20 protein-coding genes, 1 tRNA gene and 1 pseudogene are annotated in these 22,053 nt (G+C 76.3%); 10 read left to right on the plus strand and 12 right to left on the minus strand.

The window, feature by feature from the left end:
* Positions 1-9: 9 nt before the first annotated feature.
* Positions 10-924 (plus strand): alpha/beta fold hydrolase, encoded by a 915-nt coding sequence (locus WCD41_RS08390; RefSeq protein ID WP_337712952.1) that lies wholly within the window; start codon positions 10-12, stop codon positions 922-924.
* An 87-nt stretch (positions 925-1,011) separates the two neighbouring features.
* Here WCD41_RS08390 and WCD41_RS08395 read toward each other — a convergent pair whose 3' ends face one another.
* Genes WCD41_RS08395 through nth form a run of 4 tightly spaced genes read right to left on the minus strand, consistent with a single transcriptional unit; the run spans position 1,012 to position 4,326 of the window.
* The gene (locus WCD41_RS08395) at positions 1,012-2,208 is read right to left on the minus strand and encodes a MarP family serine protease (RefSeq protein ID WP_337712953.1); all 1,197 of its coding nucleotides are present in this window, start codon (positions 2,206-2,208) and stop codon (positions 1,012-1,014) included.
* Complete coding sequence (locus WCD41_RS08400) at positions 2,205-2,984, minus strand: NUDIX hydrolase (RefSeq protein ID WP_337712954.1); 780 nt, start codon at positions 2,982-2,984, stop codon at positions 2,205-2,207. Before WCD41_RS08400 ends, WCD41_RS08395 begins: the two co-directional genes overlap by 4 nt.
* Positions 2,981-3,643: a TlpA disulfide reductase family protein gene (locus WCD41_RS08405; RefSeq protein WP_337712955.1), complete on the minus strand. Its 663-nt coding sequence runs from the start codon at positions 3,641-3,643 to the stop codon at positions 2,981-2,983. The genes WCD41_RS08400 and WCD41_RS08405 overlap by 4 nt, the downstream gene beginning before the upstream one ends.
* The gene (nth, locus tag WCD41_RS08410; RefSeq protein ID WP_337713342.1) at positions 3,640-4,326 is read right to left on the minus strand and encodes an endonuclease III; all 687 of its coding nucleotides are present in this window, start codon (positions 4,324-4,326) and stop codon (positions 3,640-3,642) included. The genes WCD41_RS08405 and nth overlap by 4 nt, the downstream gene beginning before the upstream one ends.
* Positions 4,327-4,525: 199 nt before the next feature.
* On the opposite strand from nth, the gene WCD41_RS08415 reads away from it, so the two are divergent.
* Positions 4,526-4,774, plus strand: a complete 249-nt coding sequence (locus WCD41_RS08415; RefSeq protein ID WP_133826455.1) for a hypothetical protein — start codon at positions 4,526-4,528, stop codon at positions 4,772-4,774.
* Positions 4,775-5,031: 257 nt separating this feature from the next.
* Positions 5,032-5,706 (plus strand): Crp/Fnr family transcriptional regulator, encoded by a 675-nt coding sequence (locus WCD41_RS08420; protein WP_337712956.1) that lies wholly within the window; start codon positions 5,032-5,034, stop codon positions 5,704-5,706.
* Here WCD41_RS08420 and WCD41_RS08425 read toward each other — a convergent pair.
* The 6 genes from WCD41_RS08425 to sp36 all read right to left on the minus strand — a co-directional run bounded on the left by WCD41_RS08425 (position 5,703) and on the right by sp36 (position 11,741).
* Positions 5,703-6,521, minus strand: coding sequence for an MBL fold metallo-hydrolase (locus tag WCD41_RS08425; RefSeq protein ID WP_337712957.1), 819 nt, complete (start codon positions 6,519-6,521; stop codon positions 5,703-5,705). The genes WCD41_RS08420 and WCD41_RS08425 overlap by 4 nt on opposite strands.
* The gene (locus WCD41_RS08430; protein ID WP_337712958.1) at positions 6,518-7,333 is read right to left on the minus strand and encodes an NUDIX hydrolase; all 816 of its coding nucleotides are present in this window, start codon (positions 7,331-7,333) and stop codon (positions 6,518-6,520) included. Before WCD41_RS08430 ends, WCD41_RS08425 begins: the two co-directional genes overlap by 4 nt.
* Positions 7,334-7,359: 26 nt before the next feature.
* Positions 7,360-10,344, minus strand: a complete 2,985-nt coding sequence (locus tag WCD41_RS08435; RefSeq protein ID WP_337712959.1) for a hypothetical protein — start codon at positions 10,342-10,344, stop codon at positions 7,360-7,362.
* Complete coding sequence (locus WCD41_RS08440; RefSeq protein WP_337712960.1) at positions 10,337-11,041, minus strand: hypothetical protein; 705 nt, start codon at positions 11,039-11,041, stop codon at positions 10,337-10,339. The genes WCD41_RS08435 and WCD41_RS08440 overlap by 8 nt, the downstream gene beginning before the upstream one ends.
* 74 nt (positions 11,042-11,115) lie before the next feature.
* Complete coding sequence (locus tag WCD41_RS08445; protein ID WP_337712961.1) at positions 11,116-11,577, minus strand: RidA family protein; 462 nt, start codon at positions 11,575-11,577, stop codon at positions 11,116-11,118.
* Positions 11,574-11,741: a Sp36 family protein gene (gene sp36 / locus WCD41_RS08450; protein WP_337712962.1), complete on the minus strand. Its 168-nt coding sequence runs from the start codon at positions 11,739-11,741 to the stop codon at positions 11,574-11,576. Before sp36 ends, WCD41_RS08445 begins: the two co-directional genes overlap by 4 nt.
* A gap of 94 nt (positions 11,742-11,835) precedes the next feature.
* Between sp36 and bagA the strand changes: the two genes are divergently transcribed.
* Together bagA and bagB are read left to right on the plus strand one after the other, a co-directional pair.
* The gene (bagA, locus tag WCD41_RS08455; RefSeq protein ID WP_337712963.1) at positions 11,836-12,852 is read left to right on the plus strand and encodes an ATPase BagA; all 1,017 of its coding nucleotides are present in this window, start codon (positions 11,836-11,838) and stop codon (positions 12,850-12,852) included.
* Positions 12,852-14,039, plus strand: a complete 1,188-nt coding sequence (gene bagB / locus WCD41_RS08460) for an ATPase BagB (protein WP_337712964.1) — start codon at positions 12,852-12,854, stop codon at positions 14,037-14,039. Before bagA ends, bagB begins: the two co-directional genes overlap by 1 nt.
* A gap of 140 nt (positions 14,040-14,179) precedes the next feature.
* Here bagB and WCD41_RS08465 read toward each other — a convergent pair.
* A pseudogene (locus WCD41_RS08465) lies at positions 14,180-14,455 on the minus strand (WhiB family transcriptional regulator); the annotation flags it as partial.
* 288 nt (positions 14,456-14,743) lie between these two features.
* On the opposite strand from WCD41_RS08465, the gene WCD41_RS08470 reads away from it, so the two are divergent.
* The 5 genes from WCD41_RS08470 to WCD41_RS08490 all read left to right on the plus strand — a co-directional run bounded on the left by WCD41_RS08470 (position 14,744) and on the right by WCD41_RS08490 (position 20,840).
* Positions 14,744-17,116: a penicillin-binding protein gene (locus WCD41_RS08470; RefSeq protein WP_337712965.1), complete on the plus strand. Its 2,373-nt coding sequence runs from the start codon at positions 14,744-14,746 to the stop codon at positions 17,114-17,116.
* Complete coding sequence (locus WCD41_RS08475) at positions 17,113-18,099, plus strand: metallophosphoesterase (protein ID WP_337712966.1); 987 nt, start codon at positions 17,113-17,115, stop codon at positions 18,097-18,099. Before WCD41_RS08470 ends, WCD41_RS08475 begins: the two co-directional genes overlap by 4 nt.
* A 24-nt stretch (positions 18,100-18,123) precedes the next feature.
* Positions 18,124-18,197: transfer RNA gene (locus tag WCD41_RS08480), tRNA-Pro, on the plus strand.
* Positions 18,198-18,444: 247 nt separating this feature from the next.
* Complete coding sequence (locus WCD41_RS08485) at positions 18,445-19,728, plus strand: hypothetical protein (protein ID WP_337712967.1); 1,284 nt, start codon at positions 18,445-18,447, stop codon at positions 19,726-19,728.
* Between the two features lie 59 nt (positions 19,729-19,787).
* Positions 19,788-20,840: a glycoside hydrolase family 18 protein gene (locus tag WCD41_RS08490; RefSeq protein WP_337712968.1), complete on the plus strand. Its 1,053-nt coding sequence runs from the start codon at positions 19,788-19,790 to the stop codon at positions 20,838-20,840.
* A gap of 7 nt (positions 20,841-20,847) precedes the next feature.
* Here the strand turns inward: WCD41_RS08490 and WCD41_RS08495 are convergent, their stop codons facing one another.
* Entirely contained in the window at positions 20,848-21,861 is a 1,014-nt protein-coding gene (locus WCD41_RS08495) for an alcohol dehydrogenase (RefSeq protein ID WP_337713343.1), read from the minus strand.
* Positions 21,862-22,053: the final 192 nt, after the last annotated feature.

Raw genomic sequence — 22,053 nt, forward strand, 5'->3', positions numbered from 1 at the left:
GTCCCGGGCGTGACCTCCGGGTCCGCCGCCGACATCCCCGGTCCCTGGACCCACCGGACCGTCTCGGCCAACGGCGTGCAGCTGCACGTCGCCGAGGCCGGTCCGGAGTCGGGACCGCTCGTGCTCCTGCTGCACGGTTTCCCGGGCTTCTGGTGGTCCTGGCGCCACCAGCTGCCCGCCCTCGCCGCGGCCGGCTACCGGGTGGCCGCCGCGGACCTGCGCGGCTACGGCGACTCGGACCGTCCGCCGCGCGGCTACGACCTGTGGACCCTCGCCGGCGACGCCGCCGGTCTGGTGCGCTCGCTGGGGGCGCGGGAGGCGGCGGTCGTCGGCCACGGCTGGGGCGGCGCGGTCGCGTGGACCCTCGCCACGCTGCGGCCGGGCGTCGTGTCCCGGGTCGGGGCGGTCGCGGCACCCCACCCCCGCGCCCTGCGCGCCGCCGTCCGCCGGCGGCCCCGGGGGCCCGCGCTGCGCCTGGCCCTGTCGCTGCAGCCGCCCCGCCTGCCCGAGCGGCGGACGCGGCGCGACGACGGCGTCTGGGTGGCCGAGATGCTGCGCGCGGGCGCCGGGGCCGACTGGGCCGCCGCGCCCGAGTTCGCCGAGGTCGCCGACCAGCACCGGGCCGCCATGCTCCTGCCCCGCGTGCCCCACACCGCGATCGAGGGCTTCCGCTGGAGCGTGCGCTCGCAGTTCCGGCCGGACGGCGCGCGCTACGCCGCCGCGATGGACCGCCGGGTCACGGTGCCCGTGCTGCAGATCCACGGTGACGACGACCCATGGGTGCCGGACCGCGTCGCGCGCACCTCGGCCCGCTGGTGCGACGCCGGGCACCGGCACCGGGCGCTCGGGGGCGTCGGGCACTTCCCGCACCAGGAGGCCCCGCAGCACGTCACCGACGCGTTGCTCGACTTCCTCGACGGCTGATCGTGGGGGCTTTCCTGACCCTATCGGCGTGCTGAGTTGGATACGTCAGCGTGGCCGCCAGGCTGACACACCCCGTGCGTCGTCCCGTCAGGCCGCGCAGGAGCCGGTGCTGACGCGGCCGCTCGCGTTCGGGGAGGCGTCGAGGGCCGGGCGGACCTGGTCGGCGGTGAGCACGAAGCCGGTGTCGCCCTGGTCGACAGCGGCACCGAACACCACCCCGATCACCTGGCCCTCGGGGTCGACGAGCGGGCCGCCGGAGTTCCCCGACCGCACCTGCCCGCGGATCGTGTACACGTCGCGGGTGACCGTCTCGCTCTCGTAGATGTTCGGCCCGCGCAGCTGGATCCGCTGGCGGATCTTCGCGGGCGAGGAGGAGAACGGCCCGTCGAGCGGATAGCCCAGCGCCACGGCGTTGTCGCCGGTGTCGGCGCTCGCGAAGTTGAACTCCAGCGCCCGCGTGTCGAGGCCGGGCACCGCGAGGACGGCCACGTCGACCTCGTCGTCGTAGTAGACGACCCGTGCCGAGCGGGTGCGGGCGTCGCCGTCGGACGTCGGCACCTCCACCGACACCTCGTCGGTGCCCGCGACGACGTGGGCGTTGGTCATGACGCGGTCCTCGCCGATGACGAAACCGGTGCCCTCGAGCGCCCGCTGGCACGACGGCGCGCGGCCGCGGACCTTGAGCACGCTGCCCCGGGCCTGCTGCACCACCGGGTCCTCGACGAGCGCCTGCTCGGGCGGGGGCACGTCGGCGATCGGGGTGGACGAGAACGGGCTCAGGACGTCCGGGAACCCCGACGCGTCGAACAGCGCCCGCAGCTCGTTCGGCAGCTGGCGCAGCGGCGCGGGCATCACCGCGTCGACGCCGGCCAGCACCCGCGACTCGCGCAGCGACGACGCGAGCGCCGTCTCCGACGAGCCGGCCAGCGGGAGCGCGATGAGCCAGGCGACGATCAGGGCCGTCAGCGCCTGGAGGACCGAGCCGAACGCCGAGTCGACGGTGCGCACGGCGGGCAGGCGCATGCGGTCGCGCAGGGCCCGGCCGAGGTAGACCCCGAGCGTCTCGCCCAGCGCGACGAGCGCGACGACGAGCAGGACGCTCACGACGATCTTCGACGTGGTGCCCTCGAAGCCGTCCACGAGGGCGGGCGCGATCTTGAGCCCCAGCAGCGCGCCGCCGAGCACGCCGAGGAAGCTCAGGGCGGCGACGGCGAGGCCGTGGCGCCAGCCCGAGATGCCCGCGGCGATCGCGAGCAGCACGACGACGACGTCGACCCAGCTCACCGGATCGGCCCTCCTTCGGCCGTGTCCGGCCGGGTCGGCGCAGGGTGCGCTGTGGTCGCTTCGCTCAGGTCGTGCCGCTGCGCCCACACCTCGTCGAGGTCACGCACGTCGGAACCGTCCCAGGGTCTCGCCCACCCGCCCAGGGTGAGCATCCAGTCCACCAGGCCCGCCGTGAAGCCCCAGACGAGCAGTCCTCCCGCGGCGAACGCGGGACCGGTGTATCCGGAGGGCCCCGTGACGCGGAAGCGCGTGGCCGGGTCGGCCAGGGTCGCGACGGGGACGCGCACCACCGCGGCGGTCTCGCCGGGGTCGACGACGCACACCGGCGACGGGCGCTCCCAGTGGGCGAGCACGGGCGTGACGGCGAAGCCGGTGACCGGGATGGTCAGGGGCGGCAGGGTCAGCAGGGGGACGACGCCGGACGGGTCGAGGCCGGTCTCCTCCTGCGCCTCCCGCAGCGCCGCGCCCACCGGCCCGGCGTCCTCGGGGTCGATCGACCCGCCGGGGAAGGCCGCCTGGCCGGCGTGCGAGCGCATCTCCGCGGCACGCTCGGTGAGCAGCAGCTCGGGCCCGCCACCGGCGTCGGCGAAGAGCATGAGGACCGCGGCACGCCGCCCGTTCGACGCCGTGCCCAGCAGGCGGCGGCGGAACGGGACGTCGTCGGGACCGAGCCGGCGACACGCCTCGACCAGCGTCGCGAGCCAGGCGGGCGCGGCGTCGGGACGGCAGGAGGCACTGTCGTCGCGCTCGTCCGGGCCCTCGACGCTCGCGCTCACCGAGCCGCCCCCCGCGCGGCGTCGACGGCCGCCCGCACCTGCTCGGGCGTGCGCAGCACCTGCGGCGGGATGTCGACGACGCTGCCGTCGGCGCGCACGAGCACGCTCGCCGGCAGGATCGGCGGCGCGCCGAGCTTCGGGCCGACGACCTGCTGGGGGTCGCTCACCGACGGGTACCGGGCACCGAGGCTCTGGAGCAGGCCGAGCGCGGTGGTCGCGCGGTCGGCGGCGTCGACACCCACGACGGCGACGGCGCCGGGCTGTGCGGCGTAGGCCTCGAGCGCCGGGATCTCCTCGCGGCACGGGCCGCACCACGACGCCCAGAGGTTGACCAGCGTGTCGCGGCCGCCCAGCGCGGCGGCGAGGTCGACGGGGCCGGGCGTGCCGAGGCACTCGAGGGTGATCCCCGCGAGCGCCCCGACGGGCGCCGCCCCGGGCACCGGCGTCGGGCAGGGCGCGAGACCGGCGGCCGTGCGCGCGTCGGCGAGGGCGACCGGGTCGTCGGGGCCGGCCCCCGGAGCGGGCTGCAGGACCGAGGCCGGGTCGGTGGAGGGACCGCCCGCCGAGGTGTCCGCCGACTCCCGGGGCCACAGCGCGATCACGCCGACGACGGCCAGCACCACGACCACGAGGGTGGCCCGGACCTCGGCGCGCGTCACCGCTCGAGGCCGACGAGGGCGAGGAGGTGGTCGGCGTCGGGACCCTTGACGAGCTTCGCGGCCTTCGCCGGGTCGTTCTCCCCGACGCCCGCCGACGGGCAGTCGCGCCGCAGCGAGCACGCGCCGCAGGCCGGCTTCTTGGCGTGGCAGACGCGGCGGCCGTGGAAGATCAGCCGGTGGGACAGCATCGTCCAGTCCCTGCGCGGGATGAGCTCGCCCACCTCCTTCTCCACCTGCACCGGGTCCTCCGACGCCGTCCAGGCGAAGCGGCGCGCGAGGCGCCCGAAGTGGGTGTCGACGGTGATCCCCGGGACGTCGAAGGCGTTGCCGAGCACGACGTTCGCGGTCTTGCGCCCGACGCCGGGCAGGGTCACGAGGTCGGCCAGGCGGCCGGGCACCACGCCGTCGAAGCGCTCGACGAGCGCCGCGCCGAGCTTGGTCACCGACTCGGCCTTGGCCCGGTAGAAGCCGGTGGGCCGCAGGATCTCCTCGAGCTCCACGCGGTCCGCCCCGGCGAACGCCGCCGCGTCCGGGTAGCGGGCGAAGAGCCCGGGCGTGACCCGGTTGACCGTCACGTCGGTGGTCTGCGCGGAGAGGACCGTGGCCACGAGCAGCTCGAGCGGCGAGGTGAAGTCGAGCTCGCAGTGCGCGTCCGGATGTGCGACGGCGAGCTCACGGTCCATGCGCCGGGCCCGCCGCACGAGGGCGAGTCGGCTCTCCTCCCCGACGGCGCGGGCTGCCCTGCTCACCCACCCAGGGTAGGACGCGGCCCGGCGGCGCTCGGCCCGGGAGGTGGAAGCGCTGGTCGGATCGGTTCCGCGACACGCCCGGCGGGCCCCCGGTGCGTGACGCCACGGCGAGGTGCGGGACGATGCGCGCACCATGACCGCCTGGCTCGCCATCCTCATCCCCCTGCTGGTGATGGTCTTCGCGCTCGGCATGGAGCGCCTCGAGACCCGCCTGCGGTCGGGCACCGTCCGCGAGGACGAGGTCGAGGACTTCCTCGAACGCGCCCGGCCCGACGAGGTCAAGGCCCTCTTCCGTCAGGGGATCGGTGGCGCACTGCAGTTGTTCCGTCTCCGGAATCTCGGCAAGCGCGGCGGACCCCGACGAACCAAGGAACGGGCCTGACGCTCACGCAGGGCAGCGACGCCTCGAGATCTCGGGGGCTATGATGGTCCGATCGGGCGAATCCGAGGCCCGTACCCCGAGAATCGACCCCGATGCGGTGAGCCCGAAGGTCTGCCGCGGCGGGATCATGGGTACGAGCATGACTATGCTGCGGCCGAACGTGACCGCTGACACAGCTGGTGAGACAAGGGTGCGGAGGCGGGCCGGACGGCCCGGCGTCCGCGCGCGTTGAGTTGAGAGTGGGCGAGGAGCGCACGGTGGACGAGGTACTGGCGCGGGCCGGGATCTTCCAGGGGGTGGACCCCGCGGCGATCGAGGTGCTCACCGAATCCCTCGAGCGCGTGGAGTTCCCGCGCGGGACGGTCATCTTCAACGAGGGCGAGCCCGGCGATCGGCTCTACATCGTCTCGACCGGCAAGGTGAAGATCGGCCGCCGATCGCCCGACGGCCGCGAGAACCTGCTGTCGATCTTCGGCCCGTCCGACATGTTCGGTGAGCTCTCGATCTTCGACCTGGGTCCGCGCACCTCGACGGCCACCACCGTCACCGACGTGCGCGCCTACACGATGGACCGCAACGCGCTCCGCGAGTGGATCGCCCAGCGTCCGGAGATCGCCGAGCAGCTCCTGCGCGTCGTCGCCCGCCGGCTGCGCCGCACGAACAACCTGCTCGCCGACCTGATCTTCACCGACGTGCCCGGTCGCGTCGCGAAGGCGCTGCTGCAGCTCGCGCAGCGCTTCGGGTCGCAGGAGGCCGGTCTGCTGCGCGTCACGCACGACCTCACGCAGGAGGAGATCGCCCAGCTCGTCGGCGCCTCCCGCGAGACGGTCAACAAGGCGCTGGCCGACTTCGCCGCCCGCGGGTGGCTGCGCCTCGAGGGCAAGAGCGTCCTCATCCTCGAGCCGGACCGCCTCGCCCGCCGGGCCCGCTAGGAGTCGACCCGGCGCAGGTGCTCGAGCTGGGCGGCCACCGACTGGTCGGCCGCCGGCCAGAGCGACTGGTCGACGTCGGCGTAGACGATCTCCACCACCTGGCGCGGCGCGGGCTCCGGCCCGAGCTCGCGCAGCGCCGCCCGCACCTGGTCGAGCCGCTCCTCGCGGTGGCGCAGGTAGTACCGCGCGGTGTCGCCCGCGTCGGGGAGGTCCGGACCGTGTCCGGGCAGCAGCGTCGTGCCCGGCGGCAGTTCCGCGAGGTGGCGCAGCGAGGCGAGGTAGTCGGTGAGGGCGCCCTCGTAGTCCCCGAGGACGGTCGTGCCGCGCCCGAGCACCGTGTCGCCGGTCAGGACGCTGCCGTCGTCGTCGACCACCAGACACAGCGAGTCGTCGGTGTGCCCCGGGGTCACGAGCACGCGCAGGTCGAGCCCGGCCACCGCCAGGCGCTCCCCGGCGCCGAGGCCCTCCGCGCCCAGCGTCAACGTCGGGTCCAGCGCCCGGACCGGCGCGCCGACGCGCTCGGCGAACGTGCGGGCGGCCTCGGTGTGGTCGAGATGGCGGTGGGTGAGCACGACGAGCTCGACGGGCCCGCAGGCGGCGAGGCGGTCGAGGTGGACCGTGTCCTCGGGACCCGGGTCGACGACCACGCAGCCCGGCTGACCCGGCGCGCGCAGGATCCAGGTGTTGGTGCCGTCGAGCGTCATGGGCGACGGGTTGTCGGCCAGCACGACCGACGCGGCCTCGGTGACCGCCCGCAGCTGCTCGTAGGCCGGGTGCTCGGGCCTCCCGTCCCCCGGCACGACGCGCCCGCTCATCGCCCGCTCCCGAACGCGTGCGGCGGCACGGCGATCGCGACCCGCTCGCCGGAGGGGCGGAAGCTCGGGGTCACGGGCTGCGGGCGACGGTCGGCGGCGCCCGCGAGCAGGGTCGCGGTGTCGGGTGCCGCCGACAGCTCGGTGAGCACGGCCCACGTCGGCGGCATCAGCGCCCGGTGCCCGTCCTCCCACTCCCGCAGCGCCCGCGCCGGCGTGCACCACCCCGCGCCGACCGCCTCGCTGGTCGCCCCGTCGGGTTCCTGGCCGTCCGGCACGGCGGCGACGAAGAAGGCGGTGTCGTAGCGCCGCGGCATGAGCTCCGGGGTGAGCCACCGGGCCCAGGGGCGCAGGCGCTCGGCGTCGACGCGGCCGACGACGTCGCGCAGCCCGACCTCGCGGGCCACCAGACGCTTGCGGGTGCGCTCCGGAGGCCGGGGGACGTCGGCGAGCAGGACGCCGGTCTCCTCGTAGGTCTCGCGGACCCCGCACGCCAGCAGCGCCGCGGCGGCCTCCGCGGAGGTCCCCCAGGTCGTCGCGGCCGCCTGCGCCACGCCGCCGTCGACGAGGCCCTCGGCCAGCGCGGCGCGGTCGGCGTCGTCCAGGCCGCCGCCGGGGAACACCGACATGCCCGCCGCGAACGCCATGCCGGCGGCGCGCTGCAGGAGGAACACCTCGATGCCCTCGGCGCCGTCGCGCACCAGGATCACCGACGTCGCCACCCGCAGATCGCCCGGCGGGCGGTCCCCGAGCCTGTCGAACGCGGGCCGGTCCATCCCGAACCGCGGAGGGAGGTCGACGAGATCGGTGGTCACCCGCGGCACCCTAGGCGCGGGACGACCTACCCGTCGCGCGGCGGCCCGTCCTCGTCGTCGTGATCCCGCCGACGCGGCAGGCCGTGACCGTTGACGGGGCCGTGCCCGTTGGTGCCCGCTCCGTTGGTGCCCGCGGCACCGGGCGGCGGCCCCTGCCACGGCCCGGGTTGTCCCGGCTGGCCCGGCTGACCCGGCTGACCCGGCTGACCCGGCTGACCTGGCTGACCCGGACGGCCCGGCCCGGGCGGCGGGCCGCCGGGGCGCGGCCGGGGCGCCGTGGCGTCCTCGGAACCGGGCGGCGGGGCCTGCGGCGGCCGGCCGAGCAGTGGGTCCGGGGTGTCGGGCGCGAGCCGCTCGCGGGACGCCAGCTCCTCGTGCAGGCGCGCCAGGAGCTCACGCTCGCGCTCGGAGAGCTGCACGTCGAACGAGTCCGGCCCCGACGAGGCGGGCGGGGTCGGCGGGCCCGACGGCGCCTGCGGTTCCGGGGCCTGCGCCGGCTGCTCCGGGCGCTCGACGGGGCCGGTGGCCGCGTCGCCGGAGCGGTCGCGACCGTCGGCCTCGGGCCCGTGGTGGTGGCCGTTGGTCGGCGCCGCCCGGGCCGGGGGCTCCGGAAGGTCGGCCGGCATCTCGAACTCGCCGGTCTCGGTACGGCTGTGCCGGGCACGCCGGACCCGCCCGTTGACGACACCGGGCTCGGCCGTCCCGCCGTCCGCGGGCTCCGCGGCGACGGGCCGCGGTCCGACCACGGGGATGTCGCCCGTGGCCGCGTCCGGGTCGACCGGACCCTCGCCGCCCCGGGGTGTCCCCGGGACCGGCTGGGCCGTGGTCACCGGCTCCTCGTCGCCCGGGCCGAACGTCGGGGCGACCGTGCCCTCGGTCCAGGCCGAGATCGGGTGCTGGTCGGAGAGGATCTCGTCGGGCGGCGGCACGCGCCAGAGCGCGGCGATGCGCTCGGCGGTGACGTCCGGGTCGAGATCGGTCGGGACGGGCTCCGGCGGCGTGCGCTCGGCGGAGGTGGTCCCGGGCGGGGTGACGGCGTCGGCCCGCGCCGCGGGGGCCGGTGGGCCGGCGGCGGGGCGCGGCGACAGCGGGGAGGGCGCCGCCGGGCGCTCCGCAGCGGGTCGCTCGGGCGCGGGACGCTCGGTGTCCCCGGCGGGCCGCTCTCCCTCCGTCCGCGGCTCCCGGCGCGCGAGCCGGACCTCGGGCCGCTCCGGACGCTCCGAGCGCTCCAGCGGATCGCGACCCGCGGACGCGACCGTGCGGAACTCCTCGTCCCCGCCGTCCCCGCCGGGCTCGCTGCCCTCGTCGCGGACGTCGGACTCCTCCGGGGTGGGGGGCGGGGTCGGCGACGACGCGGTCGGGGTGCCCACCCCGAACGGCGGCACCTCGTCGGAGGAGACCGAGGACCCGGCCGGAGCACCGAACAACGGGACGTCGTCCGCGGCGCGGCGCCACGACGGCGCCGGCTCCGGGCGGGGCTCCGCGGACGGCGCGGACGGCGCGGACGGCGCGGTCCGGGGGAGCAGCGGGGTCGCCGACGGCACCGGCGAGGCGGAGCGCGGCGCGGACGGCGCGGCGGCCGGACGCCCGATCGCCGTCTCGCCGGACACCGCCGCCGTGTCGAGCGGGCGGGCGGCACGGACGGCCGCGCGGTGGTAGGCGGGCAGCTCCGCGCCGGCCGCGAACACCTCGACCGACACGGCGCCGTGCTCCCGGGCGGCGTGCGCCACGTGGTGGGCGACGTGCTCGCAGTCGTCGGCGGAGTGGGTCTCGACGAGCACCACCCGGTGCGGCACGGGTCCCGGCGCCGTGCCGGCCGGCGTGGTGCGCCAGCACTGACGGACGCGCTGGACGCCGGGCAGGCGTGCCGCGGCACGCGCGACGGCCTCGCCGGCCCCGCCCGCGGCTCCTGCCGGGCTGCCCGACGGGGGGTCGGTGGTGAAACGGTGCTCGTCGCGACGGTCGGCGTCGGGGTCGCGCGGCAGGGCGTCGACGAGCTCGGGGTCGACCCGCGACGCGGAGAACCAGCGGCCCAGGACCGCGTGCTCGCGTGCGGTGACGCCGGCGCCCGCGGCCAGCAGGCACCCGCCGAGCAGCTCCGCGGCGGCCGCCTCGTCCTCGACGGCGACCAGCTCGCGCACGGAGGTCAGCGCGTCGTCGTCGATGCGGCCGGCGAGGGCGAGCAGCACCTCGTGACGCCCGCCCGTCTCGGACGGGCCACCGGGCCGCGGGTCGTTGCCCCCGCGCGCGTTCGGCGGCCCGGGGGGACGCCCGGGAGGGCCGGTGTGCGCGTCGCGCGCCTCGGGCTCCACGCCCCGCGACCCGAGCCAGTGCTCGAGGCCGTCGTCGGCAGGCTCCGACGCGGGCTCGTCCTCCCGTTCCGCCGCCGGCTCGGGGTCCCCCAGGGTGTCCGCGGTGTCCGCGGTGTCCGCGGTGACCTCGTCGGCCGGCTCGTCGGGCAGGTCGGCGAGCTCGGGCAGCTCGTGGTCCTCGGCGTCGGCGGCCCCGAGCGCGGGCTCGCCCGCCGGCTCGACCGTGGGTTCGCCGAGGTCCTCGAGCGCGCCGGACTCCAGGGCCGCCAGGGCCCGCTCGGCGAGCTGGCGCGCGGTCAGTGCCTCCCCGGGGGCGGGCAGGCCGACGTCCTCGGGCGGGGAGGACGGAGGGTCGGGGGGCAGCTCGGCGGCCGGTTCCGGCACGGCGGGCAGGTCACCGGTCGCCTCGCCCGAGGCCCGCAGCCGACGGCGCTCCGCGACCCGGCGCCACGCCGCGAGCGCGACGGGGTCGCGGTCGGGACGCTCGGCACCCGCGCTCTGGTCGCGCACGGACCAGGGCGGCAGGTTGGCGAGGTCGCCCCCGCCTCCGGCGAGACCGTCGAGCTCCCCCAGCCCGGGGATCTCGCCGAACCCGAACCGTCCGATGCGCGGCGGGTCGTCGGCGCGACGTCGGGCGAGCCCGGCGCCCTGGGCGTCGAGCTCGGGGCGGTCCTCGCCGGTCATGTCACGCTCAGCCATGGCCCACGAGCTCCCCGGCCTGGGCGCCGACGCCGGCGCGGGTGGGCGAGGGCACGCGGCCCTCGCTGGAGCGCCACAGCACCTCGGCGGCCGCGAGCGCGGCCCGGTGGTAGGGCGACGGCTGGCTCGACGGGCCGAGGACCTCGACGCACGGATCGGCCGCGCCCCGGGCGCGCAGCACCCGCTGCACGGCGCCGACCAGGGCGGCACGGTCGGCGGCGGCGTCCGCGGCGACGAGCACGACCCGCACCGTCTCGCCGGAGCCGCCGGGGACCGTCCGCCAGGCCCGGCGGATCGCGGTGACGCCCGCCGTCACGGGGGCGAGGGCACGCAGCACCAGGTCGGTGTCGTCCCACCCGGGCCCGGCACCCGGGTCGGTGAAGGCCGTGACCGGCTCGGGCGCCGCGTCGACGTGCAGCACGGCGTCGACGAGGCGGGCCGGCCCGCCCCAGGCGAGCACCGCGGCGCGCAGGCGTGCCCGCTCGTCCTCGGTGACGCCCACCCGGTGGCGCAGCAGCGCCCGCGGCAGCGCGGTGCGCAGCGCGACGTGCGCCCCGCACGACAGCCAGTCGCGCAGACGCCAGAGCAGGCGGTCCGGCAGTCGCCCGGCCATCGCCAGCAGGACGTCGTGACACGCCCGCTCGGCCTCGCTGAACGACGGGGTCCAGGAAGACCCGCTTCCGGTCCTCGATTCCACGCTCTGCGCTCCGATCCACCCGCGGCGTCCGCCGCACGGCCCGCCCTCCGGTGTCGGGTGGGTCCGCTACCAGCTCACGTGAGGTCGACGACGACCTCAACCTCGACCGGGGCGCCCAGCGGCAGCGCCGCCACTCCGATCGCCGAGCGGGCGTGCTCGCCCGCCGAACCGAAGACCGCCCCGAGGAGCTCCGACGCGCCGTTGACCACCTGGGGCTGACCGCCGAACCCGGGCGCGGACGCCACGTAGCCGACGACCTTGAGCACCGACGCCACCGCCCCGAGACCGACCAGCGCGTCGATCGCGGCCAGGGCGTTCAGCGTCGCTAACCGCGCGTAGGCGGCCGCGTCGTCGGGGTCGACCTCGGCCCCGACCAGCCCCGTGGCCGGCAGCTCGCCACCGACCAGCGGCAGCTGACCCGACGTCCACACCTGGTTGCCGGTGCGCCGCGCCGGGACGTAGACACCCTTGGGCGCCGCGACGGGCGGGAGCTCGAGCCCCAGCGACCGCAGCCGCTCGTGCGGCCCGTCGGTCACGATCGCGGCTTCTTCAGGTACGCGACGTGCTGCTCACCCGTGGGGCCGGGCAGCACGGTGACCAGCTCCCAGCCGTCCTCACCCCACTGGTCGAGGATCTGCTTGGTCGCGTGGGTCAGCAACGGCACCGTCGCGTACTCCCACTTCACGGCGTCGGCACTCATGACCGCAGGGTAGAGAAGGCCCCCGACACCGCTGTGACCCGGACCCCGTGCGCAGCGCCCGCGGGTCCCGCCGACCGGGCCTAGGGTGGATGTCGTGACCGATCAGCGCTGGCCCGCCGCCCTCGCCGAGGCCCGGCTGCACGTGGTGAGCGGCAAGGGCGGCACGGGCAAGACGACGCTCGCCGCGGCCCTGGCCCTGGCCCTCGCCGCCGGTGGCCGCCGCACCCTGCTCGTCGAGGTCGAGGGGCGGCAGGGCATCGCCCAGGTCTTCGACACCCCGCCCCTGCCCTACGCGGAGCAGCGGATCGCCGTCGCCCCCGACGGCGGCGAGGTCCGGGGGCTGTCGGTGGACGCCGAGGCGGCCCTGCTCGAGTACCTCGAGATGTTCTACAACCTCGGGCTCGCCGGGCGGACCCTGCGGCGGATGGGCGCGATCGAGTTCGCGACCACGCTCGCGCCGGGCCTCCGTGACGTCCTGCTCACCGGCAAGGTCAAGGAGTGCGTCGGGCGCACCGTCGGCGAGGACCGCCGCGGCGGCCGGCGGGTCCCGCTCTACGACGCCGTCGTCCTCGACGCCCCGCCGACCGGCCGGGTCGTCAAGTTCCTCGACGTCACCAAGGCGATGGGCTCGCTGGCGCGCACCGGCCCGATCCACTCGCAGAGCGAGGGCGTCGTCGAGCTGCTGCACTCCTCGCGCACCGTGGTGCACCTCGTCACCCAGCTCGAGGACCTCCCCGTGCAGGAGACCCTCGACACGGTCGAGGAGATCCGGGAGGCCGGCCTGCCGATGGGCGGGGTGCTGGTCAACCGCGTCCGCCCGTCGCGCCTGCCGGCCACCGCCCTCGCCGGTGCCGCGACGGGTGCCGGGCTCGGCGCCGGGCTGCGCTCCGGGCTCGAGGCCGCCGGACTGTTCCTCAAGGACGAGGAGGTGGACGGGCTCGTGAGCGAGACCGTCGAGCACGCCGAGCGGGTGCAGGTCGAGGCCGCCGTGCGGTCCGGCCTCGACGCCGCCGGGCTGCCCCAGCTCGAGCTGCCCGAGCTCACCGAGGGCGTCGACCTGGGCGGGATCTACGAGCTCGCCGAGCTGCTGCGCGAGCAGGGGGTGCGCTGATGGCCGACACGGGACGCTCCGGACGGCCGCGCCACCTCGACCTCGACGGGCTGCTCGCCGACCGCGCCACCAAGGTGCTCGTCTGCTGCGGCTCGGGCGGCGTCGGCAAGACGACCACCGCGGCGTCGCTCGCGCTGCGCGCCGCCGAGCAGGGCCGGCGCGTCGTCGTGCTGACGATCGACCCGGCCCGGCGGCTCGCGCAGTCGCTCGGGCTCGAGGAGCTCGACAACGAGCCGCGCACCGTGCCGGGCGCGCTGCCGGCGGGGACGAGCAGCGGCGAGCTGCAGGCGATGATGCTGGACATGCGCCGGACCTTCGACGAGATGGTCTCCGGGCACACGACGCCGGACCGCGCGCAGGCGATCTTCGACAACCCCTTCTACCAGACCATCTCCACGTCGTTCTCCGGAACGCAGGAGTACATGGCGATGGAGAAGCTCGGGCAGCTCACCGCCACCGGCGAGTGGGACCTCGTCGTCGTGGACACCCCGCCGTCGCGGTCCGCGCTGGACTTCCTGGACGCCCCGCAGCGGCTCTCCTCGTTCCTCGACGGCCGGATGATCCGCCTGCTCTCGGCGCCCGCGCGGGCCGGCGGCAACGCGTTCCGCAAGCTCGTGGGCTCCACGTTCAACCTGTTCGCCAAGGCCGTCTCGACGATCCTGGGCGGCCAGATGCTCGCGGACGCCTCGGCGTTCGTGCAGGCGTTCGACACGCTCTTCGGCGGGTTCCAGGAGCGCGCGAACCGGACCTACCAGCTGCTGCGCGCCCCGGGCACCCAGTTCGTCGTGGTGGCCGCCCCCGAGCCCGACGCGCTGCGCGAAGCCAGCTACTTCGTGGAGCGGCTCTCCGACGAGCGCATGCCGCTCGCCGGCCTGGTGCTCAACCGCACCCACCCAGTGCACGCCACGCTCTCGGGCGCGCGGGCCCGCGAGGGCGCCGAGACCCTCGAGGCCTCACAGGATGATCGGGTCGGGCTCCGCTCCGCTCCGCCTCCCGGTTCCGAGCTGGCCGCCGCCGTGCTGCGCCTGCACGCCGACCGCGTGGAGACCGCCGAGCGTGAACGGCGCGTGCTGGGGCGCTTCACGCGCGCGCACCCCACCGTGCCGATCGTCGACGTGCCCGCGATGGCCACCGACGTGCACGACCTCGACGGGCTGCGCGAGATCGGCCGCCGGCTGGCGTCCTGACGGGCCTGCCGTCAGCCCGCGTGCCGGCGGTCGCCGCCCGCGGTCTCGACCGTCGCGGTGCCCGTGGCGGCGGGACGCGCCGGCCGGCGCTCCCGGGCGGCGGGCACGTCCGGGTTGGCGGGCGGGCTCGCCAGGGCCGCGCGGCGCGCCGACTCGAGCAGCGCGGCCCAGGAGATGACGTCGGGACGGCGCTTGAGCAGCGCCCGGCGCTCGCGCTCGGTCATGCCGCCCCAGACACCGAAGCGGATGCGGTTGTCGAGGGCGTGGGCCAGGCACTCGGTGCGCACCGGGCAGGCCTTGCACACCTCCCGCGCGTCGCGCTGCTGGGCGCCCTGCACGAACAGGGTCTCCGGATCCTCGTCGGCGCAGCGTGCGGAGTGCCGCCAGTCGACCACGGTCCCGGCCGGCGCCGGCATCGACTCACCAGTCACGTCGTTCCCCACCCTCTGTTCCCGTGCGGGCACCTCGTCCGTGGACACACCTCCCCGCAGGTGGGTCCCCGTGCGCGCTCCGGATCGGTCCCCGGGCGCGGCCTGCCCGTCACTGGGTCTGACGCAGCCTAGGAGCGCACGGTTCCACCCACAACGAAATCAGAAGGATCCGTCACGATCCGTGCGCGCAGCGTCGCGCCGGGCACGAACGGGGACGCGCCGCACGGGTCCGCACCGACAGGGCCCACATCCCCCACCGCGTACATTCGTGGCGTGGCGAGGGGCGGACGGAACGTCGGTGCGAAGGTTCGGCCGATCACGAAGCTCCTGGCGGTCTGCCTGGTGGCCGGGGTGATCGTGGCGGGGATGACGTTCCCGTTCGTCGGCGGGGTGGGCCTGCTGTCGAACGACGCGAGCGACACCGTCAACGCGACCTCGTCCGACCTCGCGGCGGGCCAGCTGCCCGGCGTGACCACCGTCCTGGACAACCAGGGCGCCCCGGTCGCCTACCTCTACGAGCAGAACCGCACGCCGGTCTCCCTGCCGCAGATGTCACCCGCGATGCGCGGGGCGATCGTCGCGATCGAGGACCGCCGGTTCTACGAGCACGACGGCGTCGACTGGACCGGCACGCTGCGCGCGCTGGTGACGAACCAGACCGCGGGCTCCACCCAGCAGGGCGCCTCGACGCTGACGCAGCAGTACATCAAGAACTACCAGCTCTACGTCACCGCCCAGACCGAGTCGGAGCGGCTGCAGGCCACCGAGCCGACCTACGCGCGCAAGCTGCGCGAGGTCCGCGTCGCGCTGCAGCTCGAGCGCGAGCTCGCCGTCGGGCGCTCGAAGCGCGAGGCCAAGGACGAGGTCCTCGAGCGCTACCTGAACATCGTGTTCCTGGGCAACAACTCCTACGGCGTGGCCGCCGCGGCCCGGACGTACTTCAACACGACGCCGGACCGCCTGACGGTCCCGCAGGCCGCGATGCTCGCCGGGATGGTCCAGTCGACCACCCAGTTCGACCCGACCCGCCACCCGCAGGCGGCGACGGGACGGCGCAACGAGGTCATCAACCAGATGCTGGGGCAGGGGATGATCACCCAGCAGCAGGCGCAGGAGGCCGTCGCGGCGCCGCTGGGGATCGTCGAGCCGCTGGCGACGCCGCCCAACGGGTGCATCGGCGCCGGCAACGCCGCGTTCTTCTGCAAGTACGTCGTCGACTACCTCGGCGAGTCCGGCATCTCCTCGGAGCAGCTCAACCGGGGCGGCTACACCATCCGCACCACGCTGGACCGCAACGCCATGAACGTCATGCAGCAGGCGCTGAACGACGAGGTGCCCGCCAACCAGCGCAACGTCGCCGACGTCATGGCCACGGTCCAGCCGGGCCGCGAGAAGCACCGCGTCGTCGCGATGGGCGCGAACCGCATCTTCGGCGTCGACGGCGACGCCCTGCAGACCAGCTACGGGCTCCCCTGGGAACCGGTCAACCTCGGCGCCGGGTCCACCTACAAGATCTTCACCGCGGCGGCGGCCCTCGAGGAGGGGCTCGGCATCAACTACCAGATGCCGATCCCGCCCGACGGCTACGCGTCCCCGATCTACCGCGACGGCTCCGGGCGCCCGTTCCCCGTGCGCAACGCCGAGGAGGGCCTGGCGCCCTTCCTGAGCATGACCGACGCGCTGGCGCAGTCGCCGAACACCGGATTCGTCAAGCTGATGGAGACGACCGGCGTGCCCCCGGTGGTCGACATGGCCGTCAAGCTCGGGCTGCGGTCGCTCGCCGACCCCGGACCGGACGGGTCGTCGATCGCCGACACCGCCCGCGAGCAGAACCAGGGCTCGTTCACGCTCGGCGTCACGCCGACCAGCCCGCTCGAGCTCGCCAACGTCGGGGCCACCCTGGGCTCCAGCGGCATGTGGTGCCCGCCGAGCCCGATCGAGTCGATCACCGACACGGGCGGCGCGCCGGTGCCGGTCGCCGAGCAGCCCTGCGAGCAGGTGGTCGACCCGGCGCTGGCCGACACCCTCATGACCGGGCTGAGCAAGGACGACCAGCCCGGCGGCACGGCGGCGGCCGCGGCGTCGGCCAACGGCTGGAACCGACCCCTCTCGGGCAAGACCGGCACCACCCAGAACAACCGCTCCGCGGCGTTCCTGGGCTTCAACCCGCAGTACGCGGGTGCGGTCATCACCTTCGACGACTCCTCGTCGCCGCGGACGCTCTGCGACGGCGGCGGCGACAGCCCGCCGTTCCCGTGCGGCGACGGCAACCTCTTCGGCGGCACCACGCCGGCCCGGACCTGGTTCAAGGCGATGAACCCGCTGTACGCGCCGCTCCCGGTCGCACCGCTGCCGCCGACGAGCCCGCGCTACCTGCAGGGCGGCACGAACGAGCAGGTACCCGAGGTGATCGGCGAGCAGGTCGACGAGGCCACCGACGAGCTGCGCGACGCCGGGTTCCAGGTGTCCCAGGTCGCCGTCGGCAACCGCGCGCCGGCCGGCACGGTCGTCGGCCAGAACCCGCGGGGGTCGGTCCTGCCCGACCAGGTCGTGACGCTGCAGGTGTCCAACGGGACCGTGCCCGCCGCGCCGTCGCCGCCCACCGGCCCGCCGCTGGCGGGCGCGGCGAACGGGGTCGGCGGATGAGCGGGCTCCTGCGCCGCACCGCGGCGGTCGGGGCGGGCCTGGGCGCCGCCGGCGCACTCGGGCTCGGCTACGCCGTCGGGATCGAACGGCACTGGTTCACCCTGCGACGGGCCCGGCTCGAGGTGCTCGACCCGCGGACCGCGGCCGGCCGCAGCCTCCGGGTGCTGCACATCTCCGACCTGCACCTGCGGCCCGGTCAGCGCCTCGAACGGCGCTTCGTCGAGGGCTTGGCGGCCCTCGAGCCCGACCTCGTCGTCGACACCGGCGACAACCTGTCCCACGCCCGTGCCGTGCCGGAGGTGCTGCGCGCCCTCGGCGGCCTGCTCGACCGGCCGGGCGTCGCCGTCTGGGGCAGCAACGACTACCACGGCCCGAAGCCGAAGAACCCGAGCCACTACCTGTTCCGCCCGGAGCACCGCGTGCTCGGGCCCGAGCTGCCGTGGCGCGACCTGCGGGCCGCCATGCTCGAGCGCGGGTGGCTTGACGCCACGCACGCCCGGCACACCCTCACGGTGAACGGGCTGCGGATCGCCGTCGCCGGCGTCGACGACCCGCACATCGGGCGGGACAACTACGACCGGATCGCCGGCCCTACCGACGAGCCCTACGACCTGCGCCTGGGCCTCACCCACTCCCCCGAGCCCCGGGTGCTCGACGCCTTCGCCGCCGACGGCTACGACCTCGTGCTCGCCGGCCACACCCACGGGGGGCAGCTGCGGCTGCCCGGGTACGGCGCGCTCGTCACCAACTGCGGCGTCGACCGCTCCCGGGCACGCGGCGCCTCGCGCTGGGGCACCCACATGCGCCTGCACGTCTCGGCCGGGCTGGGCACCTCGCCGTTCGCGCCCGCGCGCTTCGCGTGCCGGCCCGAGGCGACGCTGCTCGAGCTGATGCCGCGCGGGCAGACCCGTGGTGACGCGCTCGCCGACCCGGGCTCCCGCGAGGGGCATCCCCCGTCGGCCCGCTCGGGGGCGGACGGGTAGACTCCGTCCTGCGCGATGTACCTCCGGGGTGTGGCGCAGCTTGGTAGCGCGCCTCGTTCGGGACGAGGAGGCCGTGGGTTCGAATCCCGCCACCCCGACACCGCTGCTCGTCGGCCCCCATCCGCTGTGCGGATGGGGCCTTCGTCGTTCCGGACCAACGACGTTGCGTCACTCGTCGGCACTTGACACCCGTCGGTCTCCGTCCGGTAACGACACGGTGTCGCCCGACGATGCCCTTCCTGGTTCACTCTGTCGGGGGGCTGTCACACGATCGGGGACACCATGCGACACGGACGGGCACCACTCCCGCCCGCAGGACGGCACGCCGCACCGGCCGAGCCGGCGATGCCGCACACCCGTGACGCCGACGAGTCCTCGCCCGGGGACACCGGCGCGGCGCGGCACTCCCGTCGCCTGCACGCGGTGCCGGACCTCCCGGGGATCACGGAGGTCTCCGGGGGCGGCACGGAGGGCGGGCGCCGCTCGCGCCGCGAGGACGAGCCCCGACGCTCCCCCCGACTCGCCGACATCCTGGCCGCGACGCCGGCCGAGCGTCCGCAGCAGGCCCCCGAGGCCCCTGCCGTCCCGGCCCCGCGCGGGGCAGCGCAGGCGCGCCCGGCCGGCAGCCCGGCCCGTCTCGGCGACCACCCCTCGTTCCCGAACCTGAGCCCGGCCCGCCCCGCGCGACCGGCCCCCACCTCGACCCCGGCCCCGACCGGCGTCGTGCCGGCGCCCGCCCGCCCGACCGGCGCGGTCCCGCGTCCCCCGGCCCCCGCCGCGCCGACGGGCGGCGCCCCCACGCCCCGCGTCTCGCCCGCGCGGACGTCGGCCCCGACGGCGCTGACCCCGGCGGCGCCGGCCCGGCGCACCACCGCCACCCGGACCACGGCGACGCCCACCCCCGCGACGCCCGCCCCCGCGCCGCCCACCTCCGCGACCCGCGACGCCGCGCCGGCCACCGCGGTCACGGGCGCCGCGACGAGCACCACCACCAGCTCGGGCGCTCCGACGAAGCGGCCCGCGGCACGCCGGTCGGACCCCTCCGAGATCGCCGCGCGCGCCACCACGACGCTGATCAGCTCCTCGCCCCGCACCGGGCGCCGGCGGGCCGACCGCGCGGTCGTCGCCCCGCCCGCTCCCGCCCCGGCGGAGCAGGGTGTCGCGACGCCCGTCTTCGCCGACGGCACCGGGCGCCGGGCTCGGCGGTGGCGCACCGCCGCGATCGCCGCCACCGCCCTCTGCGCGTCCTACGTCGGCGTGGTCGCGGTCGGCGCGGTGGCCGGACCGGTCGGGCCGACCGCGTCGCCGACGCTGCTACCCGCCCCGACGCTGCCGCCGCCCGCGCCGACGGTCGCCGCGCCGTCGGTCGACGCCCGCAACATCGCCGAGGTCGAGCCGACCACGACGCAGCGATCCGCCCGCGCCACGACCACGCGCAAGGCGCCGCGGTCGACCACGCCGCGGGCGCAGCGCACGACGCCGCGGCCGGTCGCCGAGGTCCCCGAGGCACCGGTGGTGCCGCAGCGGGCGCAGCCGCAGGTCGTCCAGCAGGCCCCGGTCCAGAACGTCCCGCAGGGCAACCAGGCACAGACCGACGGCGTCGAGGTCGACGACGCCGCCGAGACCTGAGCCGCGCCCGGCGCCCCGCGACCCGCCCGTCGCCGGCTGCCGTCCTGCTCGCGGCGCTGGTGGCGGTCCTCGTCACCGCGCCGGTCGTCACCGGCGAGACCCCGACGCCGCGGCCGGCGCTCACCGGTGCCGCGGCCACCGGGAGCGCCGGCGCCGCCGGGGACACCGACGACGCACCCCGGCGCCCGGGCGTCGCCGCGCCCGACGGCCCGCTGCCCGACGTCGCGTTCGCCCCCTACGTCGACCTGACCACGCCGCCGCTGCCGGCGATGACGGACATGAGCGACGCGACGGGGCACGCGGACGTCGTGCTCGCCTTCGTCCTCGCCGGCGCCGACGGCTCGTGCTCGCCGACCTGGGGCGGCACGACCGCGCTCACCGACCCCGCGGTCACGGCCCGCATCGCCGGGCTGAAGGCGCGCGGCGGCCGGATGACGGTGTCGTCGGGCGGTGCGCTCGGCGACTACCTCGAGAAGGCGTGCCCCGACGCCCCATCGCTGGCGCGGGCCTACGCGACGGCGCTGGACGCCGTCGGCGCGGACCACCTCGACGTGGACGTCGAGACCGACCGCGGGCGGACGGTGTCGTCGCGCCGCATCGCGGAGGCGCTGGCCCTGCTCCAGCAGCAGCGCGGGACCCGGGTCACGCTGACCGTGCAGATCGACGGCGTCACGGAGGGGCTCAGCGAGGACGCCCGCGACCTCGTGCAGGAGGCCACGACGGCCGGGGTCGCGGCGCGGGTCAACGTCATGGTCATGAACTTCGAGTACGAGGGCTCGTGGGCCGAGGCCATGATCGGCGCCACCCGCACCGCCGTCGGGCAGCTCGAGGCGCTGTGGCCGGGCAGCGACCCCGCGGACGTGCGGCGGCGCACCGGGGTCACGTTCATGCTCGGCCGCAACGACATGGACATGACCACCACGACCGACGACGCCCGCGCCGTCGTGGAGGACGCGCGGGGCAACGGCTACGGCGGCGTCGGGTTCTGGGCGCTGGCCCGCGACAACGGCTCGTGCCCGGACACCGAGGACGAGGCCGACGACTGCAGCGGCGTCGAGCAGGAGCCCTGGGCGTTCACGCGGATCGCCCAGGGCTTCACCGCCCCGACCTGAGGGTCGATCACTGCCCCGTGGTCAGCACCATCCGGAACCGCGCGTCATTGCTCATCATCCGGTCGTAGGCCTCCGCGGCCCGCTCGAGCGGCATCGTCTCGATCATCGGACGGACGTCGGTGAGCCGCGCGAAGCGCAGGGTGTCCTCGGAGTCGATCGACGTGCCCGACGCGTGCCCGGCGATGCTCGCCACCGGGCCGATGAGGCTCATCGCGTCGACCTGCAGGGGGCTCTCGGCCGCGCCGACGACGAGCAGCTGCCCGCGGCGGTCGAGGCCCGGGATCAGCGCGGAGATGGCCTCGCCGTTGGTGGCCGTCGCCAGCACGACCGCGGCGCCGCCCTTCTCGGCGAGCGCCTGGCCGGGGTCCCCGGCCTCGCTGTCGATGTAGTCGTGGGCGCCGAGCTTGCGCGCGAGGTCCTCCTTGTCGCGCCCGCGGGAGACGGCGACGACCTCGAAGCCCATCCGCGCCGCGAACTGGATGCCGAGGTGCCCGAGGCCCCCGACGCCCTGGACCGCGACCCGGTCCCCGGGACGGGCCGGGCTGCTGCGCAGGGCGTGGTAGGTCGTGACCCCCGCGCACATCAGCGGGGCGGCCTCCTCCGACGAGAGCTCGTCGGGCACGTGGGCGAGCGCGTCGGCGGGGACGACGACGTGGTCGGCGTAACCGCCGTCGAAGGTGACGCCGGGGATGCGGCCGTTCTCGCAGGTGATGAAGTCCCCGCGGCGGCAGGGCCCGCAGTGGTGGCAGGCGCCGCCGAACCAGCCGACACCGACACGGTCGCCGGCGTTCCAGTCGCCCAGCACGTCCGGGCCGACCTCGTCGACCCGCCCGACGACCTCGTGGCCGGGCACGATCGGGAACGGCGTCGCCGGCATGACGCCCTCCTTGGCGAACATGTCGCTGTGGCAGACCCCGCAGGCCTCCACCCGGACGCGGACCTCGCCGCGCCCGGGCGTCGGGACCTCCCGCTCCACGAGCTCGAGGTCTCCTCCGGCCTGGGCGACCTGGACGGCACGCATGGTGGGCACGACCGTGCTCCTCACGATTCGACGATCAACTACTCGTGGGGTGCGTACCCGCGCATGTGCCGTCGCACGCGACGCCGGTGGTGCGTCCGGAGTACTCGCCCGGGGCCGCCGCACCACTCCACCGGGTAGGGTCCGGATGACCAGGAGCTGCGGCGACGGGCAGCTCGCCGTCGGAGCACGCGA

This window comes from Actinomycetospora aeridis (assembly GCF_037400275.1).
Taxonomy (GTDB): domain Bacteria; phylum Actinomycetota; class Actinomycetes; order Mycobacteriales; family Pseudonocardiaceae; genus Actinomycetospora; species Actinomycetospora aeridis.

What these genes read in the sequence shown, in the direction of transcription:
- nth (WP_337713342.1), bottom strand. Translation starts at nt 4,326, where the DNA reads ATGGACCGTGAGCTCGCCGTCGCACATCCGGACGCGCACTGCGAGCTC.
- WCD41_RS08415 (WP_133826455.1), top strand. Translation starts at nt 4,526, where the DNA reads ATGACCGCCTGGCTCGCCATCCTCATCCCCCTGCTGGTGATGGTCTTC.
- WCD41_RS08425 (WP_337712957.1), bottom strand. Translation starts at nt 6,521, where the DNA reads ATGAGCGGGCGCGTCGTGCCGGGGGACGGGAGGCCCGAGCACCCGGCC.
- WCD41_RS08435 (WP_337712959.1), bottom strand. Translation starts at nt 10,344, where the DNA reads ATGGCTGAGCGTGACATGACCGGCGAGGACCGCCCCGAGCTCGACGCC.
- sp36 (WP_337712962.1), bottom strand. Translation starts at nt 11,741, where the DNA reads ATGAGTGCCGACGCCGTGAAGTGGGAGTACGCGACGGTGCCGTTGCTG.
- bagB (WP_337712964.1), top strand. Translation starts at nt 12,852, where the DNA reads ATGGCCGACACGGGACGCTCCGGACGGCCGCGCCACCTCGACCTCGAC.
- WCD41_RS08475 (WP_337712966.1), top strand. Translation starts at nt 17,113, where the DNA reads ATGAGCGGGCTCCTGCGCCGCACCGCGGCGGTCGGGGCGGGCCTGGGC.
- WCD41_RS08485 (WP_337712967.1), top strand. Translation starts at nt 18,445, where the DNA reads ATGCCGCACACCCGTGACGCCGACGAGTCCTCGCCCGGGGACACCGGC.
- WCD41_RS08495 (WP_337713343.1), bottom strand. Translation starts at nt 21,861, where the DNA reads ATGCGTGCCGTCCAGGTCGCCCAGGCCGGAGGAGACCTCGAGCTCGTG.